A 16709-nucleotide genomic window follows, 5' to 3' on the forward strand; every position below is an offset into this window, starting at 1 on the left:
CCTGGGCTGCCGTGACTGAAACCTCGATCCGGCGCCGCGCTCCGCCGAGCGCCGCTGGCCGTCCTGCCTTGGACGGGAGGCCCCGCCCCTCCCCGCTCGACCGCGGCGGCTGTCGGCCGCCGCGGGAGGTGATCGTCGCCGTTACTCGGCCGCCTCGGCGGGCGGCTCGATCAGGTCGTTGTTGGCGTCCCGCTTCGAGGAGGTGAGCTCGACGTTGAGGCCGAGCGAGCGCATCTCCTTGACCAGCACGTTGAACGACTCGGGGATGCCGGCCTCGAAGGTGTCGTCGCCGCGCACGATCGCCTCGTAGACCTTGGTGCGGCCGGCCACGTCGTCCGACTTCACCGTCAGCATCTCCTGTAGCGTGTAGGCCGCGCCGTAGGCCTCCAGCGCCCAGACCTCCATCTCGCCGAAGCGCTGGCCGCCGAACTGCGCCTTGCCGCCCAGCGGCTGCTGGGTGACGAGCGAGTAGGGGCCGATCGAGCGGGCGTGGATCTTGTCGTCCACGAGGTGGTGGAGCTTCAGCATGTAGATGTAGCCCATGGTGACCTTGCGGTCGAAGGGCTCGCCGGTGCGCCCGTCGTAGAGCGTCGACTGCGCCGAGCGGTCGAGCCCGGCCATCTCCAGCATCGTCTCGATGTCGGCTTCCTTGGCGCCGTTGAACACCGGGGTGGCCATCGGCACGCCGCGGCGCACGTTGTTGCCGGCCTCCGCCAGATCCTCGTCGGAGAGACCCTCCAACTCGGACGGCGAGTAGATCGCCTCCATCTCGGTCCGCAGCGGGGCGATGTCCTGATTCTTCAGGTAGGCATCGACCGCCTTGGACACCTTGCGGCCCAGACCCGCGGCCGCCCAGCCGAGGTGGGTCTCGAGGATCTGGCCGACGTTCATGCGCGAGGGCACGCCGAGCGGGTTGAGCACGATGTCGGCATGCGTGCCGTCCTCGAGGAACGGCATGTCCTCGATCGGCACGATGCGCGACACGACGCCCTTGTTGCCGTGGCGGCCGGCCATCTTGTCGCCGGGCTGGATCTTGCGCTTCACCGCCACGAAGACCTTGACCATCTTCATGACGCCGGGCGGAAGCTCGTCGCCGCGCTGCAGCTTCTCGACCTTGTCGAGGAAGCGCTGCTCCAGGCGCTTCTTCGACTCGTCGTACTGCTTCTGCATCGCCTCGATTTCCGTCATCAGACGGTCCTCGACCACGGCGAACTGCCACCATTGCGAGCGGGGATAATCGTTGATGATCTCCCGCGTCAGAGTGGTGTCCTTGCGGAAGCCCTTCGGGCCGGCGACCGGCGTCTGGCCGATCAGCACGTCGGCCAGACGCGCGTAGGTATTGCGGTCGAGGATGGTCTGCTCGTCGTCGCGGTCCTTGGCGAGACGCTCGATCTCCTCGCGCTCGATGGCTTGCGCCCGCTCGTCCTTGTCGACGCCGTGGCGGTTGAACACCCGCACCTCGACGATCGTGCCGGTGACGCCCGGCGGCACCCGGAGCGAGGTGTCGCGCACGTCGGAGGCCTTCTCGCCGAAGATGGCGCGGAGCAGCTTCTCCTCCGGCGTCATCGGGCTCTCGCCCTTCGGCGTGATCTTGCCGACGAGGATGTCGCCCGCGTGGACCTCGGCGCCGATATAGACGATGCCGGCCTCGTCGAGGTTCTTGAGCGCCTCCTCCGAGACGTTCGGGATGTCGCGGGTGATTTCCTCCGGACCCAGCTTGGTGTCGCGGGCCATCACCTCGAATTCCTCGATGTGGATCGAGGTGAACACGTCATCCTTCACGATCCGCTCGGAGAGCAGGATCGAGTCCTCGAAGTTGTAGCCGTTCCACGGCATGAACGCGACGAGCACGTTGCGGCCGAGCGCGAGCTCGCCGAACTCGGTCGAGGGACCGTCGGCGATGATCTCGCCCTTCTTCACCTGCTCGCCGACGCGCACCAGCGGCTTCTGCGTGATGCAGGTCGACTGGTTGGAGCGCTGGAACTTCTGCAGGCGATAGATGTCGACGCCGGGCTTGGTCGGGTCGGTCTCCTCGTTGGCGCGGATGACGATACGGGTGGCGTCCACCTGATCGATGATGCCCGAGCGCCGCGCCGCGATGGCGGCACCGGAATCGCGGGCGACCACGGCCTCCATGCCGGTGCCGACGAAGGGTGCGTCGGCGCGAACCAGCGGCACCGCCTGGCGCTGCATGTTCGAGCCCATCAGCGCGCGGTTGGCGTCGTCGTTCTCGAGGAACGGGATCAGCGCCGCGGCGACCGAGACGAGCTGCTTCGGCGACACGTCCATGAGGTCGACCCGCTCGGGGCCGACGACGATGACTTCACCGGCGCGGCGGCAGACCACCAGCTCCTCGGTGAGGCGCTTGTCGGCGTCCATCTGCGCGTTGGCCTGGGCGACGTAGTACTTCGCCTCCTCCATCGCCGAGAGGTACGACACGTCGTTCGTCACGACGCCGTCCTTCACCTTGCGGAACGGCGTCTCGATGAAGCCGTACTTGTTCACGCGGGCGAAGGTCGCGAGCGAGTTGATCAGGCCGATGTTGGGGCCTTCCGGCGTCTCGATCGGGCAGATGCGGCCGTAATGGGTCGGGTGCACGTCGCGCACTTCGAAGCCGGCGCGCTCGCGGGTCAGACCGCCCGGGCCGAGCGCCGACAGGCGGCGCTTGTGCGTCACTTCCGACAGCGGGTTGGTCTGATCCATGAACTGCGACAGCTGCGACGAGCCGAAGAACTCGCGCACCGCCGCAGCGGCGGGCTTCGCGTTGATGAGGTCCTGCGGCATCACCGTGTCGATATCGACCGACGACATGCGCTCCTTGATGGCGCGCTCCATCCGCAGGAGGCCCAGACGGTACTGGTTCTCCATCAATTCGCCGACCGAGCGGACGCGGCGGTTGCCGAGATGGTCGATGTCGTCGATCTCGCCCTTGCCGTCGCGCAGGTCCACCAGGGCCTTGACGACCGCCAGCATGTCCTCCTTGCGCAAAGTGCGCACGGTGTCGGCGGCGTCGAGGTCGAGGCGCATGTTCATCTTCACGCGGCCGACCGCGGAGAGGTCGTAGCGCTCGGAATCGAAGAACAGCGAGTGGAACATCGCCTCCGCGGTGTCGAGCGTCGGCGGCTCGCCGGGGCGCATGACGCGGTAGATGTCGAACAGCGCGCCCTCGCGGGCGGAGTTCTTGTCCACGGCGAGCGTGTTGCGGATGTAGGGGCCGACATTGACGTGGTCGATGTCGAGCACCGGCAACTCGGAGACGCCGACGTCTTCGAGTGCCTTGAGCATCTTCTCGGAGATCTCGTCGCCGGCCTCGGCCCAGATCTCGCCGGTCTTCATGTTGACGAGGTCCTCGGCGATGTACTGCCCGACGAGATCCTCGTCGGTCGCCTTGAGGAACTTGGTGCCCTTCTCGCCGATGAGGCGGGCGTTGCGGGCGTTGAGCTTCTTGCCGGCCTCCAGCACGACCTCGCCGGAATCGGCGTCGATCAGGTCGACCGAGGCCTTGAAGCCCTTCAGCCGCTCGGCATCGAACGGCACGCGCCAGTCGGCACCGTCGCGGACGTATTCCACGCGGTTGTAGAAGGTCGAGAGGATTTCCTCGCCGTCGAGGCCGAGCGCGAACAGCAGCGAGGTGACCGGCAGCTTGCGCTTGCGGTCGATGCGCACGTGCACGATGTCCTTGGCGTCGAACTCGACGTCGAGCCAGGAGCCGCGATACGGGATGATGCGGGCGGCGAACAGCAGCTTTCCGCTCGAGTGCGTCTTGCCCTTGTCGTGGTCGAAGAACACGCCCGGCGAGCGGTGCATCTGCGAGACGATGACGCGCTCGGTGCCGTTGACGATGAAGGTGCCGTTGTCCGTCATGAGCGGCATATCGCCCATGTAGACGTCCTGCTCCTTGATGTCCTTGACCGACTTGGCCCCCGTATCCGGGTCCACGTCGAACACGATCAGGCGCAGCGTGACCTTGAGCGGGGCCGCGAACGTGATGCCGCGCTGGCGGCACTCGTCGACGTCGTATTTCGGGTTCTCGAAGGTGTAGCGGACAAATTCGAGCAGGGCGGTCGAGGCGAAGTCGGAGATCGGGAAGACCGACTTGAAGACGCTCTGCAGGCCCTCGTCGCCGCGTCCGCCCTCCGGCTCGTCCACCATCAGGAACTGGTCGTAGGACGCCTTTTGAACCTCGATGAGGTTCGGCATCTCGGCGACTTCCCGGATCTTGCCGAAGAACTTGCGAATGCGCTTGCGACCGACCAGCGTATTGGCCATGAGACCTCGCTCCACCATTCCCGCGTCCTGGTTGCCCGGGGAAGGCTGCCGCCTCCCGCGCCGGGCCGGCAGACGCGTCCCGCCGGACCGCCTGCCCCGTAACCGAATTCCCATCCTCGCGCGGACCTGATCCGGGGTCCGCCGGTCGCTGTGGTCTAGTGCCGATGCGCTAGAAGCGACCTTAGCCCGCGGGCGAGGACCCGCGGGCTCCGGTCACGGAAGGCTCGTGCGAGCCTCCCGTGCGGTGATGGGCCGGAGGCGGCCCATCGTGGTCTTACTTGAGCTCGACCTTGGCGCCGGCCTTCTCGAGCTGGGCCTTGAGCTTCTCGGCCTCTTCCTTGGTCGCGCCTTCCTTGACGGGCTTGGGCGCGCCCTCGACGAGGTCCTTGGCTTCCTTGAGGCCCAGCCCGGTGATCGCGCGGACCTCCTTGATGACCTCGATCTTCTTGTCGCCGGCGCCGGCGAGCACGACCGTGAACTCGGTCTGCTCCTCGACCGGGGCGGCGGCGGCGCCACCGGCAGCCGGGCCGGCAACGGCGACGGCGGCAGCGGCGGAGACGCCCCACTTCTCCTCGAGGAGCTTGGCGAGCTCGGCGGCCTCGAGAACGGTCAGCGAGGAGAGGTCCTCGACGATCTTGGCGAGATCAGCCATGTGCGTGTTCCTTCAGGTATATCGGTTTGAACGGATGGTTTTGCGAGGGGGAGAAACGGCTCAGGCCGCCTCGTCCTTCTTGGCATAGGCCCCGAACACGCGGGCGAGCTTGGCCGCCGGCGCGTTGACGACCTGGGCGATCTTGGTCGCGGGCGCCTGGATGAGGCCCACGAGCTTGCCGCGCAGTTCGTCGAGGGACGGCAGGGTGGCCAGAGCCTTCACGCCGTCGGGGTTCAGGGCTGTCGTTCCCATGGCGCCGCCGAGAATCACGAGCTTGTCGTTCGTCTTGGCGAAGTCCACCGCAACCTTGGCGGCCGCGACCGGATCGCTCGAATAGGCGAGCAGGGTCGGGCCCTTCAGGAGGGGCTTGATGGAGGCGACGTCCGTGCCATCGAGAGCGATGCTGGCGAGCCGGTTCTTGGCGACCTTCACGGTGGCGCCGGCCTGCTTCATCTGCGAGCGCAGCTTCTGCATGTCGGCGACCGTGAGGCCCTTGTAGTGGGCCACGACGACGACGGCGTTCTGAGTGAACACGCCGTTGAGCGTCGAGACGAGATCAGCTTTAGCTGTCCTGTCCACTGGTGCTCTCTCCGGTTGGCGGAACCTGGAGCGGGTCCGCCGGTTGCACATGCCGCCCGGAACGGATCTGGCGCGAAGCCGGATCCGTCGGGCGACGTCTCACGGCCCTGTCCCCTTGAAGCGCCGCGCGGGCTCCTCGCAGGTGAGATTGGTTCAAACCGATGCCCCTCCCCGGTGCCTGCCGGCCCCGAAGCGAGGTTTGAAAAAGTTCGGTCTTCCCCGTCTGTGCAGGCTGTCGCCGATTAAGCCGGTCGCCCGGCGCCTGCAGTCTCGGACAGGACATGGCCGGACGAAGGCTCCGAGGCAGGGATGCCCCAAAAACCCTTCCGGCCAATCGCCGCCCGGTTGCCCGAGCGGCATCTCGAATGGAAACCGACCGATCGGCCGATCCCTTATCCATGGGTGAATTGCGTGGAGCGCGGTCTATAGCGGCGTGCAAGCGCCCTGCCAAGTCCCGGCCCGCGACTTTTCCGTCGCAGGCACGCGGGTTGCAGGGCTGCGGCATCGCTCCGCTTTCCCGAAGCGTCCGCCGGAGGCTACGCTCATTCGATGACGCCCGCCACCGTCGCCATCGTGATCGCCACGCCGAGGGGCCTGCGCCACCTCGCCAGCCCCTCCGAGCGCGCCGCGGCCGGGCCGGCCGAGGCAGTCCTGCGCGGCCTCGGAGCGGCGGTGCGCCACGCGAGTTTTTGGGTCCAATGCGCCGACCCGGCCGCGCGGGCGCGGCTGACGAGCTATTTGTGGGATGTGAAGGCGGAAGTGCTGGCGGAGGTGGCCGCCGGATAGAGCGCCGCTCCCCTCTCCCCTCCGCGGGAGAGGGTGGGCCTCGCGTCAGCGAGGGTCGGGAGAGGGGAGCGACGCTTCCGGAGATTTCGCCTGTGACCGCGGCCAAGCGGCACCGTGGTTCCCCTCTCCCGCCTGCTCTGCAGGCACCCTCCCCCGCAGAGGGGGGAGGGTTCGGGCGTATCCCTCACGCCGCCTCCCGCTCCGGCGTGAACCGCCGCCGCGCGTTCTCCCACCAGCTGCGCTGGCGGGCGGCCTCCTGCTCGGCGGCCTTGGCGGCGTAGAACGAGGCGTTGTGCTCGCCGCGCAGGGCCTCGCGGGTGAAGCGGATCAGGTGGTGGGCGACGAAGCCCATGTTGAACACCGCCTCGATCTGGCCCTTTCGCAGCGCGTGCCCTGCCGCCCGCCAGAACGGCTTGCGGTAATCCGAAAAGATCCCGACCCGGGTGATGATGTTGAAACCGAGGATCAGCCCGCGGCGAAGGTTGGTGAAGGTGAGCTTGCCGGCGGTCGGCGTGACGATGCGGTTGCCGTAGGTCACGTCGCACTGGTGCTTGAAGCGCTCGAACAGGTTCTCCGGCCCGTAGGCGTGGGCGATGGCCCGGCGCCAGCTCGCCACCACGGTGTCATGGGGACGCTTGAACAGCACGTTCGATTCGAGGCTCGCATCGTGCAGGAGCCGGCCCTCGCGCTCCAGCCGGTCCCACAGCGGGGTTTTCGGCAGGGCCTGGAGCAGGTTGATGGTGAGGACGGGGATGGCCGACTTGTCGATGAAGTCGATCAGGTTCTGCTCGGACTTGTCGGAATCGCTGTCGAGCCCGAGGATGATGCCCGAGGTCACCTCCAGGCCGTAGGAATTGAGCGTCGCGATCGCCTCGTACATCGGCACGGCGGCGTTGTGGGTCTTGTCGATGCCCTTGAGCGCGTCCGCTTCCGGCGTCTCGATGCCGACGAACACGGTCATGAAGTTGGCCTGCCGCATCAGCTCGAGGATTTCGGGCTGCTTGGCCATGTTCAGCGTCGCCTCGCAGGCGAACTGGAGCGGGTAGTTGTTCTTCTTCTGCCATTCCACGAGATGCGGCAGCATCTCGCGGGTCGCCTTGCGGTTGGCGATGAAGTTGTCGTCGACGAAGTAGACCACCGCCGGATGGCCCGGCTGGCTGATGATGGCGTCGAGTTCGGCGCACATCTGCTCCGGCGACTTCAGCCGCGGCTGGCGCCCGTAGAGCTGCGGGATGTCGCAGAACTCGCAGCGATAGGGGCAGCCCGAGGAGAATTGCAGCGAGCCGATCAGGTAGCGCTTGAGCGGCGCCGATTCGTAGGCGGGGGCCGGAAAATCGGAGAGCGCCAGCCGCTCCTTGGTGTCGAGCACCACCTGCCGGTCGGGGCGCGCGAGGTCGCGGTCCAGAATCTCGATCAGGCGGTCGGTGGCGTCGCCGATCTCGCCGACATGGAGGTAGTCGAAATCCGGATACTTTTCCTGGGCACCGGAGACCGAGGGACCGCCGAGCACCGCGACCTTGCCGGCGGCATGCGCGCGGCGGCCGATGTCGTGGATCTGGCCCTCCTGGATGTGCATGCCGGAGACGAACACCGCGTCGGCCCAGGCGAATTCCTCCGCGGAGGCCGGCTTGATGTTCTCGTCGACGAAGCGGCACTCCCAGGTCTGCGGCATGTAGGCCGCGATGACGAGGAGGCCTTGCGGCGGCATGAACGCCTTCACGCCGCCCATCAACGGGTAGGCGTGCGAGAACGTCCCGAAGGACGGCGTGTAGGCGGGGAAGACGCAGAGGATGCGCCGGCGGGACGAGATGGGAAGGGTGCAACGCATGGCGGCCTATCTAGCACAACCGCGGGCGTTGGCCTCCCCCTTCCGCGTCACGTTGCGGTGCGACGCGATGCGCCCGAGGATGCGCCCGAGAACGCGATCGGCGGGGCCGCCTCGCGCTCCAGCGGCACGTCGATGATGCAGCGCAGCCCCTCGGGGGCGAAGTCGAGCCGCACGTCGCCGTCGAGTTCGCGGGCGATGCCGCCGGTGATGAGGCGGCTGCCGAAGCCGCGGCGGCGGGGCTGGGACACGGGCGGCCCGCCGGTCTCGCGCCACTCGATATGCAGGCGCTCGCGGCCCGATTCGCCGAGGCCCACCCGCCACGCGACGCTGACGCGGCCCTCGTCGGTCGAGAGCGCGCCGTACTTGGCGGCGTTGGTGGTGAGTTCGTGCGCCGTCATGCCGAGCGCCAGCACGTAGCGCGGCGGCAGCTCCACCTCTTCGCCGATGAGCGTCACGTGGTCCTCGCCCGAGCGGTAGGGCGACAGCTCGTTCTCCAGGACCTGCCGCAGGGGGGCGCGGGTCCAGTCGCGGCGCGTCAGCAGGTCGTGGGTCTTGGAGAGCGCCAGGATGCGGTTCTCCAGCTGCACCACCTGCTCCTCGCCCCCGCGCGACTGGCGCGCGAGCGACTGCACGGTGGCGAGCGTGTTCTTCACCCGGTGGTTCAGCTCGTGCAGCATGGTGACCTGCTGCTCCTGCAACGCCTGGCTCTTCGACAGTTCGGCCTGCAGGCTCTCCTCGTGGCGCTGGAGGTCGGCGGCCATCCGGTCGAAGGCGCGGCCGAGCTTTCCGAACTCGGAGGTGCCGGTCAGCCCCGAGCGGACGCTCAGATCGCCCGCGCTCCAGGCGCCGGCCGCGTCGAGGAGCTGGCGCACGGGCCGGCGGATGAAGCGGCGCCCGCCCCAGAGCGCCGCCAGCACGGCGATCAGGGTGCCGAGCGCGATCAGCACCGCGCCGCGCCGGGTCGCCGCGTCGATGTCGGCGAAGGCGAGGTCGCGGCTGAGGCCCACGGCCACGGTGATGCCGTCGAGGGTGCCTTCCGGCCGCACGACCCCGGTGATGCGCATGACGCCGCGCAGGCCCGGCATCTCCCGCACGCCGCCCTCGGCGACGGCTCGGGCGAGCTCGGCGGCGAAGGCTTCCGGTGCCGGGCGCCCGAGCCACGTGCCGGAATCCGGCAGGCGCACCAGCACGGTGCCGTTGCGGTCGGTCACCGTGACGGTCGCGTCGCGCGGCAGGCCGGCCTTGGCGAGGCGGCGGCCGAGCCATTCCGGGTCGAAGCCGAGATTGATCAACCCGTCGATCGCCCCCGAGGCGTCGTGCAGCGGGTGGGCGAACTGGACCGTCGGCTGGCCGGTGCCGCGGCCGATCACGTATTCGCCGATGGCCGAGCTGCCCGTCGCCATCGCCCTCTGGAAATAGCCGCGGTCGGCCAGCGAATAGGCGCCGGGCGCCGCCCCGCGGCTGTTGCAGACGAGACTGCCCGCGCGGTCGGTCACGACGATGATCCGCGAGCCCGAAATCCGCTCGGCCACCGCGCCGAGGAAGGCGCTGCAGGCGGGCGCGTCCCGGTTCCGGACGGCGGGTTCTTCGGCCAGGATGTCGAGGGTCTGGCGGGCGCCGTCGGCGAAGTCGGCGAGGTCGGCGGCGATGCCCTGCGCGCCGCGAAGCGCGGCGGCCCGCACCGCGTCGGTGCGCGAGGCGCGCAACGCTTGCTCGTTGTAGACCTGCACGGCGACCGCGGGCGCGAGCGCCAGCAGCACGAGCAGCAGGATGCGCCCCGTCAGGGTCACGGCGCGAACCCTCCCGCGAGCCGCATGTCGAGAGTCCCTGCCGCCCTCATCGCGGGTCGCTCCGCCGGTCGTCCGGCGACCGTCCCGCATGCGGGCGGATAGCCCGGACACATGGGTTAGCAAATCATGGGCGCGGGGCAACCGCGAGTGTCGTTCAAAACGAAGAGGGCGCCCGGCCTGCTGGCCGAGCGCCCTCTCTCAAGAAGACCCGTTGTCGGGATCGATCAGGCGGTGAGCACCGTCGAGGGTTCGACCTTCACGCCCGGGCCCATCGTCGAGGTGACGGCGATGCGCTGGATGTAGGTGCCCTTGGCGCCCGCGGGCTTCGCCTTGGCGACCGCGTCGGCGAAGGCCTTGATGTTCTCGATGAGCTTGACCTCATCGAAGGACACCTTGCCGACGCCGGCGTGGATGATGCCGGCCTTCTCGACGCGGAACTCGACCGCGCCGCCCTTGGCGGCGGCGACCGCGCCCTTCACGTCCATGGTGACGGTGCCGACCTTCGGGTTCGGCATCAGGCCGCGCGGGCCCAGCACCTTACCGAGACGGCCGACGAGCGGCATCAGGTCCGGGGTCGCGATGCAGCGATCGAACTCGATCTTGCCGCTCTGGACGGTTTCCAGCAGATCCTCGGCGCCGACGATGTCGGCACCGGCCGCCTTGGCGTCGTCCGCCTTGGCGCCGCGGGCGAAGACCGCCACGCGGACCGTCCGGCCGGAGCCGTTCGGCAGGTTGCAGACGCCGCGGACCATCTGGTCGGCGTGGCGCGGGTCGACGCCGAGATTCATCGAGATCTCGACGGTCTCGTCGAACTTGGCGTTGGCCTTGGCCTTCACCAGCTTGATCGCCTCGTCGATGGCGTAGAGCTTCATCGGCTCCAGACCCTCGCGGGCGGCGCGGATGCGCTTTCCTTCGCGTGCCATGGTGTGCCCTCCCTTACGCGACGACTTCGAGACCCATGGCCCGCGCGGAGCCACGGATCATCGCGACCGCCGAATCGACGTTGTCGCAGTTGAGGTCGGGCATCTTCTTCTCGGCGATCTCGCGAAGCTGCGCCTCGGTGATCTTGCCGACGGTCGGGCCCTTGCCGGGGGTCTTGGAGCCGGAGGCCGGCTTCTTGCCGATCTTCAGGCCGACCGCCTTCTTGAGGAAGTAGGTGACCGGCGGCTGCTTCATCTCGAAGGTGAAGGAGCGGTCCTGATACGCGGTGATGATCACCGGGATCGGGGTGCCCTTCTCCATCTGCGCGGTCTTCGCGTTGAAGGCCTTGCAGAATTCCATGATGTTGAGGCCGCGCTGACCGAGCGCGGGGCCGATCGGCGGCGACGGGTTGGCGGCGCCGGCCGGGACCTGAAGCTTCACGTAGCCCGTGATCTTCTTCGCCATGGGACTGCTCCCAAGTGTTGCGCGTCGCCGCGCTGCCTGAGGCACGGACGGACGGGCGGTTGCAGGTCGCGGTGCGATCCGTCGATCCCGGAGGCGAAGCCGGGCGGATCTCCCGCGGATGGTGCCCCACCTCGGGCGGGGGCTTATCCGGCGAGGCCGGATCTCATTTGGAACCCCACCAGTATCTCTGGCGGAAATCCCGAAGACTCATGCGGCCGTGCAGCAGCCGCCAGAAGAACAGGGTCACGGCCGCGACGACGGCGACAATCTTCAAAACGGCGAAGACCGCGTCAGCGTCGGCCATTCCAGGCTCAGGCCTTCTCGACCTGCGCGTATTCGAGTTCGACCGGGGTGGCGCGGCCGAAGATCGAGACCGCGACCTTGAGGCGGGAGCGGGCCTCGTCGATCTCCTCGACCGTGCCGTTGAAGGAGGCGAAGGGGCCGTCGGCGACGCGCACCGTCTCGCCGATCTCGAAGGAGACCGTGTGCTTGGGACGCTCCACGCCCTCCTGCACCTGGCCCTTGATCCGCTCGGCCTCGGCGTCCGGGATCGGCACGGGCTTGGCCTTGTCGGCGCCGAGGAAGCCGGTGACCTTGGGGGTGTTCTTGATGAGGTGGTAGACCTCGTCGGTCAGGTCGCACTTCACCAGCACGTAGCCGGGGAAAAATTTCCGCTCGGCTTCGACCTTACGGCCGCGGCGGACCTCGGTGACCTTCTCGGTCGGCACCATGACCTCGTCGAACAGTTCGGTCAGCCCACGCTGGGCCGCCTGGTCCTTGATGGACTGGGCGACCTTGTTCTCGAAGTTCGAGTAGGCGTGGACGATGTACCAGCGCTTCGACACGGGTCTTCTCAACTCCTCGGCGTCCGGGGACGACCGTAAAAACTCAGGCGCCGATGCCCAGGATCAGGCCGACGCCGATGCGCAGCACCTGATCGACGGCGACGAAGAACAGGCTCGCGATCACGACCATGATGAACACCATCACGGTGGTGATGGTGGTCTCCTTGCGGGTCGGCCACGTGACCTTGCGGGCCTCGTCGCGCACCTCGCCGAAGAACTCCACCGGGCCGGTCCGCTTGGGCGCGGGGCGCGCGGGCGGGGTCGGGCGCTGGGGCGAGGCGGCGGGGGCTCCGCCGGCGGCCCGGCGCGCCGCGTCGGCTTTCTTGGTCGCTTCGTTCGATGCCATGGCGCACTTGAGACGAAAAATGGATCCGGGAACCGCCTATCGCGGTGCGAGGACCCAGGAGGCCCGGCACCGACGGCATCTGACGATCTCGGAATGGGCCCGCTCTAGCGCAAGAGATGCGGCTTGTCGATGGGCCGGGACGTGAGCGGGTGGGACGGTGGAGGGCGCCCGTGGCAGGGACCGCGGACCAGGGCCGCGTGGCAGGAGTGGAGGGACTCGAACCCCCAACCCCCGGTTTTGGAGACCGGTGCTCTGACCAGTTGAGCTACACTCCTACGGCGCCGAGGCGCGGCTCGCGTCATGCCGGAACATGCGCGCGGACGCAAGAGACTTGCGCTTGCGACGACTGCGCAGCGGACAGGCCCCGCCCTTCGATCCGATGCTCCGTCGAGATGCTCAATCCACCAGGGCGGCGTAGGTCAGCACCCGCAATTCGCGCCGAAGGGGCAGCGCCGAGGACGGCACGAGCTGGGCCTGCAGCACCACCGCCATGTCCTCGGCGGGGTCGATCCAGAACGAGGTGCTCGCCACCCCGCCCCAGGCGACTTCGCCCGGCGTGCCGACGATCTGCGCGGCGGCGGGGTCGAGCATCACCGAGAAGCCGAGGCCGAAGCCGATGCCGGTGTAGGACGATTCGGCGAAGCGCGGCTGGCCCATCGCGGCGAGGTCGCCCGGCAGGTGGTTCGTCAGCATCAGGTCGACGGTCTTGCGCCCCAGCAGCCGCACGCCGTCGAGCGCGCCGCGGTTCAGGATCATGCGGCAGAAGCGGAGATAATCGTCGGTCGTCGAGACCAGCCCGCCGCCGCCCGAGGCCAGCGGCGGAACCCGCAAGAACTTGCTGTCGGTGCTGTCGTCGTAGAGGCGGAGCTTGCCCTCGCGGTCGAAGATGTAGTTGGCGGCAAAGCGCGGCTGCTTGTTCTCCGGCACGGAAAAGTCGGTGTCGTGCATGGCGAGCGGACGCAGGATGCGCTCCCGCATGAACGCGGCGAAGTCGAGGCCGGAGACCACCGCGACGAGGTGGCCGAGGACGTCGGTGGCCACCGAATAGTTCCACTCGGCCCCCGGCTGGGCGAGCAGCGGCTGCTGCGCCAGCTTGCCGACGAGTTCGCCGAGGCTGAGCTTCGAGGTCTGGAAGTCGATCTCGTGGGCGCGGTAGAGCGCATCGACCAGCGTCGCCTCCATGAAGCCGTAGGTCAGGCCGCTGGTATGGGTGAGGAGGTCGCGGATCGTGATCGGGCGCAGCGCCGGTACGGTCTCGAGCTTGGCGCGGTTGCCGCCGACCATCACCCGCATCTCGGAGAACTCGGGTAGGAACCGCGCCACCGGATCGTCGAGCTGGAACCGGCCCTCCTCGTAGAGCATCAGCACCGCGAGCGAGGTCAGCGGCTTCGTCATCGAGTAGATGCGGGTGATGGTGTCCGCCGCGAACGGTTTTTGCCGCGCGAGGTCGGCATGGCCGTGGGCGCGGAAGAAGGCGGTTCTCCCGCCGCGCATCACCGCGACCGAGAGCCCGGCGAGCCGGCCCGTCTCGACATAGCCGCGCATCCACGCATCGACCCGCTCCAGCCGGTCGGGGCAGAGGCCGACGGCCTTGGGATCGATCTCGACCGGCATGGGCGGTTCCTTGCTCTGATGTCTTCGCGGCCGGTGTAGCGGCCAGTGGCGGATTGGGGCCAGCCCGAAATCCGTCACCACCCCATCGTGCCGGGCCCGCCCTTGAACGGGCCGACGAGGTTCGGCGTGATCCAGCCGCCGTAGAAGCCGCCGGGCTGCGGCGCGGCCCGCACGTCGCCGACGAGGCAGGTCTCCATCGGCCCGGCATAGAAGGCGACGTAGCCGGCGATTCTGCGGAAGTCCGGCGTCGGATCCGGGTAGGCCCAGGCCGCGCCCGGTGCTTGGCTACCGCCGCCGGTCACGTCGAACAGCACGGCGCGGCCCTTCCACTCGCAGATCCCGGCCCGGCGCGGCGGCCCGAGCACGCCCGCGGCGATGTCGTCCGGCGGGAAGTAGTAGGTCGGCGGGTGGCTCGTCTCCAGCACGCGGAAGCCCATCGTGGTCGAGGCGATGGTCTGCCCGCCGAGGATGACCGTCAGCCGCTCAGGCACCGGCTCCAGCCGGGGCGGGCGGGGATAGTCCCAGACGCTCTCCTGTCCGGGGCCGGGGCGGATGGGGATGGGCCGCACGGGCGCCTCCGTTGGTGTCGTATCACCGGTTTGTCGCGGCTCGCCCTCATGCTAGCGCGAAGAGACCTCGGGAGAAGGACGACGCCGTGAGCGAGATCGCCGATTACGCCCTGTTCCTCGATTTCGACGGCACCCTGGTCGAGATCGCGCCGCGCCCCGACGCGGTGCGGGTCGATCCCGACCTCGTGCCGGCGCTGGAGCGGCTGCGCGACCGGCTCGGCGGGGCGCTCGCGATCGTGACCGGACGGCCGGTCGCGGTGATCGACGACTTCCTGAAGCCCGCCCGGTTCGACGTGGCGGGCCTGCACGGGGTCGAGCGGCGGGTCGACGGCATCGTGAGCGGCGGGCGCCCCGAGGACCATCCCGACCTGCGCGCCGGCGTCGAGCGGCTCCATGCCGAGACCGCCCGCTACGAGGCGGTGCTGATCGAGGACAAGGGCGCCTCGGTCGCGGTCCATTGGCGGCTCGCCGCGCCCGCGGATGCCGAGGCCGCCGAGGCCATCGTCAAGGCGGTGGCGGCCGATCTCGGCGGCGCCTACCGGCTCCAGCTCGGCAAGGCGGTGGGCGAGATCGTGCCGGCCGACGCCACCAAGGGCCACGCCATCCGCGCCTTCGGCGAGGCCGCCCCCTATGCCGGCCGCCGCGCGATCTTCATGGGCGACGACCGCACCGACGAGATCGCCTTCGCCTCGGTCAACGAGGATGGCGGGATCAGCGTGCGGATCGGCGACGGCGAGACGGTGGCGGGCCGCCGCCTCGCCACGCCCGCCGACGTGCGCGCGCTGCTCTCCGCCTGGGCCGAGGGCGAGGCGATCGATCCGGACGCGCTACCGGAGGCCTGACGGCGGCTTTCGATCGACCGGCAGAAAGGACGCCCCCGGGGAAAACGCCCTCCGGGCTCGCGCAGGACGCCCACCGCCAAAGTTGTCTTCGACGGCGCCATGGATCGTTAAGCGGGTGGCGTTAGCCTCCGGACCATGAGTCATGCGCGCCACATCGTCATCGGGGGTGGGTCCGGCTTCGTGGGCCGCGCGCTCACCAACGCCCTCAGGGCACGCGGCGACCGCGTCACCTGGATCTCGCGCGTCCCCGGATCGGACCGCCTCACCTGGGACGTGCTCGCCCGCGACGGCCTGCCCGACTGCGATGCGGTGGTGAACCTCGCTGGACAGCACATCCTCAACCCGTGGCGCCGCTGGAATGCGGCCTACCGGGAGGAGGTGATCCAATCGCGCGTGCAGACCACCCGCACGCTGGTTGCCGCCATCAATGCCGGCCTGCGTCCGCCCGAGGTCTTCGTCTCGACGGCGGGCAAGTGCTTCTACGGCACAACCGAGGTCGGCGCGCGCGACGCCTATCCCGAGCTCGACGAGGATTCGCGCCCGATGGGCCTCGACTTTCCGGCCGAACTCGTCGGGCTGTGGGAGGCGGCGGCCGAGGGCGTGGACACAAGCCGGGTCCGCCACGTCCGCCTGCGGATGGGCATCGTGCTGGGATCGGTCACGCGCGAGAGCGCGCTCGGCCGGCTATGGCGGGTCGGGCGAGCCCGAGGCTTCCTGCCGATCATCCGGCTGCCCTTCTGCCTCGGACTGGGGCCGGTCATCGGGTCGGGGCGCCAGCCGTTCCCGTGGATCCACATCGACGACGTGACGGGCATTCTGCTGCACGTCATCGATCGCCGGGATCTCGATGGGCGCTTCAACGCCGTGTCACCCGGCATCGTCCCGCATGAAACCTTCATCCGTGCGTTCGCCCGGCATCTGCGCCGCCCGATCACGTGGCGCGCCCCGGGATGGCTGATCGAGCGCGTGGTGGGCGGGGAGCGCTCGTCGATCCTGCTGGAGGGGCAATTGGTGCGCCCGAAACGGACGCTCGCCTCCGGCTACCGTTTTCGATTCCCCGATCTCGATGCGGCGCTGGACGATCTCGTGAAGATCAGCGTCTGACCGCCGTCCCTACCTCCGGGCCTCGGCTTTTTCGCGCCCCGTCGGGGCGTGCGAACCCGTCCGGGATACGGGGCGGGGCCTCTTGACGGCGCAGGTGCG

Annotated in this window: 15 protein-coding genes and 1 tRNA gene; 3 read left to right on the forward strand and 13 right to left on the reverse strand. The window is 69.0% G+C overall.

Translation table 11 applies throughout. The features are described 5' to 3' along the window. Positions 1 to 141: 141 nt before the first annotated feature. From rpoB to rplJ, 3 genes are all read right to left on the reverse strand, one after another. Complete coding sequence (gene rpoB / locus HNR00_RS10705) at positions 142 to 4269, reverse strand: DNA-directed RNA polymerase subunit beta (protein ID WP_183569050.1); 4128 nt, start codon at positions 4267 to 4269, stop codon at positions 142 to 144. A gap of 274 nt (positions 4270 to 4543) precedes the next feature. Further along, positions 4544 to 4921 carry a 50S ribosomal protein L7/L12 gene (rplL, locus tag HNR00_RS10710; RefSeq protein ID WP_183569052.1) on the reverse strand — a complete coding sequence of 126 codons (378 nt, stop codon included), beginning with the start codon at positions 4919 to 4921 and terminating at the stop codon, positions 4544 to 4546. A gap of 60 nt (positions 4922 to 4981) precedes the next feature. Beyond that, the gene (gene rplJ, locus HNR00_RS10715; RefSeq protein ID WP_056237546.1) at positions 4982 to 5500 is read right to left on the reverse strand and encodes a 50S ribosomal protein L10; all 519 of its coding nucleotides are present in this window, start codon (positions 5498 to 5500) and stop codon (positions 4982 to 4984) included. A 549-nt stretch (positions 5501 to 6049) separates the two neighbouring features. Between rplJ and HNR00_RS10720 the strand changes: the two genes are divergently transcribed. Then, entirely contained in the window at positions 6050 to 6286 is a 237-nt protein-coding gene (locus HNR00_RS10720) for a hypothetical protein (RefSeq protein WP_183569054.1), read from the forward strand. Positions 6287 to 6470: 184 nt separating this feature from the next. On the opposite strand, the gene HNR00_RS10725 is transcribed toward HNR00_RS10720, so the two are convergent. The 10 genes from HNR00_RS10725 to HNR00_RS10770 all read right to left on the reverse strand — a co-directional run bounded on the left by HNR00_RS10725 (position 6471) and on the right by HNR00_RS10770 (position 14664). Further along, positions 6471 to 8114 (reverse strand): B12-binding domain-containing radical SAM protein, encoded by a 1644-nt coding sequence (locus HNR00_RS10725; RefSeq protein ID WP_183569056.1) that lies wholly within the window; start codon positions 8112 to 8114, stop codon positions 6471 to 6473. 47 nt (positions 8115 to 8161) lie between these two features. Beyond that, on the reverse strand, positions 8162 to 9904 hold the full coding sequence (locus tag HNR00_RS10730; RefSeq protein ID WP_183569058.1) for a sensor histidine kinase: 1743 nt from the start codon (positions 9902 to 9904) through the stop codon (positions 8162 to 8164). A gap of 224 nt (positions 9905 to 10128) precedes the next feature. After that, positions 10129 to 10827 carry a 50S ribosomal protein L1 gene (gene rplA / locus HNR00_RS10735; RefSeq protein WP_183569060.1) on the reverse strand — a complete coding sequence of 233 codons (699 nt, stop codon included), beginning with the start codon at positions 10825 to 10827 and terminating at the stop codon, positions 10129 to 10131. 13 nt (positions 10828 to 10840) lie between these two features. Then, on the reverse strand, positions 10841 to 11290 hold the full coding sequence (rplK, locus tag HNR00_RS10740) for a 50S ribosomal protein L11 (protein ID WP_183569062.1): 450 nt from the start codon (positions 11288 to 11290) through the stop codon (positions 10841 to 10843). 163 nt (positions 11291 to 11453) lie between these two features. After that, a complete protein-coding gene (locus HNR00_RS10745) occupies positions 11454 to 11594 on the reverse strand; it encodes a hypothetical protein (protein ID WP_183569064.1) in 141 nt (46 codons plus the stop codon). A 7-nt stretch (positions 11595 to 11601) separates the two neighbouring features. Beyond that, a complete protein-coding gene (nusG, locus tag HNR00_RS10750) occupies positions 11602 to 12135 on the reverse strand; it encodes a transcription termination/antitermination protein NusG (protein ID WP_183569066.1) in 534 nt (177 codons plus the stop codon). A 43-nt stretch (positions 12136 to 12178) separates the two neighbouring features. After that, a complete protein-coding gene (secE, locus tag HNR00_RS10755; protein WP_183569068.1) occupies positions 12179 to 12481 on the reverse strand; it encodes a preprotein translocase subunit SecE in 303 nt (100 codons plus the stop codon). Positions 12482 to 12679: 198 nt separating this feature from the next. After that, positions 12680 to 12756: transfer RNA gene (locus HNR00_RS10760), tRNA-Trp, on the reverse strand. Between the two features lie 121 nt (positions 12757 to 12877). Beyond that, a complete protein-coding gene (locus HNR00_RS10765) occupies positions 12878 to 14095 on the reverse strand; it encodes a serine hydrolase domain-containing protein (RefSeq protein ID WP_183569070.1) in 1218 nt (405 codons plus the stop codon). Positions 14096 to 14169: 74 nt separating this feature from the next. After that, a complete protein-coding gene (locus HNR00_RS10770; protein ID WP_183569072.1) occupies positions 14170 to 14664 on the reverse strand; it encodes a DUF427 domain-containing protein in 495 nt (164 codons plus the stop codon). 86 nt (positions 14665 to 14750) lie between these two features. Between HNR00_RS10770 and otsB the strand changes: the two genes are divergently transcribed. Beyond that, positions 14751 to 15506 (forward strand): trehalose-phosphatase, encoded by a 756-nt coding sequence (gene otsB, locus HNR00_RS10775; RefSeq protein ID WP_183569074.1) that lies wholly within the window; start codon positions 14751 to 14753, stop codon positions 15504 to 15506. 135 nt (positions 15507 to 15641) lie between these two features. Further along, the gene (locus HNR00_RS10780; protein ID WP_183569076.1) at positions 15642 to 16610 is read left to right on the forward strand and encodes a TIGR01777 family oxidoreductase; all 969 of its coding nucleotides are present in this window, start codon (positions 15642 to 15644) and stop codon (positions 16608 to 16610) included. The last annotated feature ends 99 nt before the right edge of the window (positions 16611 to 16709 follow it).

It is taken from the genome of Methylorubrum rhodinum, assembly GCF_014199935.1.
Lineage (GTDB): Bacteria > Pseudomonadota > Alphaproteobacteria > Rhizobiales > Beijerinckiaceae > Methylobacterium > Methylobacterium rhodinum.

Bases quoted from the DNA above. Each gene is read 5' to 3' on its own strand.
- HNR00_RS10720 (WP_183569054.1), top strand. From the start codon at position 6,050: ATGACGCCCGCCACCGTCGCCATCGTGATCGCCACGCCGAGGGGCCTG.
- HNR00_RS10780 (WP_183569076.1), top strand. From the start codon at position 15,642: ATGAGTCATGCGCGCCACATCGTCATCGGGGGTGGGTCCGGCTTCGTG.
- rpoB (WP_183569050.1), bottom strand. From the start codon at position 4,269: ATGGCCAATACGCTGGTCGGTCGCAAGCGCATTCGCAAGTTCTTCGGC.
- rplA (WP_183569060.1), bottom strand. From the start codon at position 10,827: ATGGCACGCGAAGGAAAGCGCATCCGCGCCGCCCGCGAGGGTCTGGAG.
- HNR00_RS10745 (WP_183569064.1), bottom strand. From the start codon at position 11,594: ATGGCCGACGCTGACGCGGTCTTCGCCGTTTTGAAGATTGTCGCCGTC.
- HNR00_RS10725 (WP_183569056.1), bottom strand. From the start codon at position 8,114: ATGCGTTGCACCCTTCCCATCTCGTCCCGCCGGCGCATCCTCTGCGTC.
- HNR00_RS10765 (WP_183569070.1), bottom strand. From the start codon at position 14,095: ATGCCGGTCGAGATCGATCCCAAGGCCGTCGGCCTCTGCCCCGACCGG.
- secE (WP_183569068.1), bottom strand. From the start codon at position 12,481: ATGGCATCGAACGAAGCGACCAAGAAAGCCGACGCGGCGCGCCGGGCC.
- rplK (WP_183569062.1), bottom strand. From the start codon at position 11,290: ATGGCGAAGAAGATCACGGGCTACGTGAAGCTTCAGGTCCCGGCCGGC.
- rplL (WP_183569052.1), bottom strand. From the start codon at position 4,921: ATGGCTGATCTCGCCAAGATCGTCGAGGACCTCTCCTCGCTGACCGTT.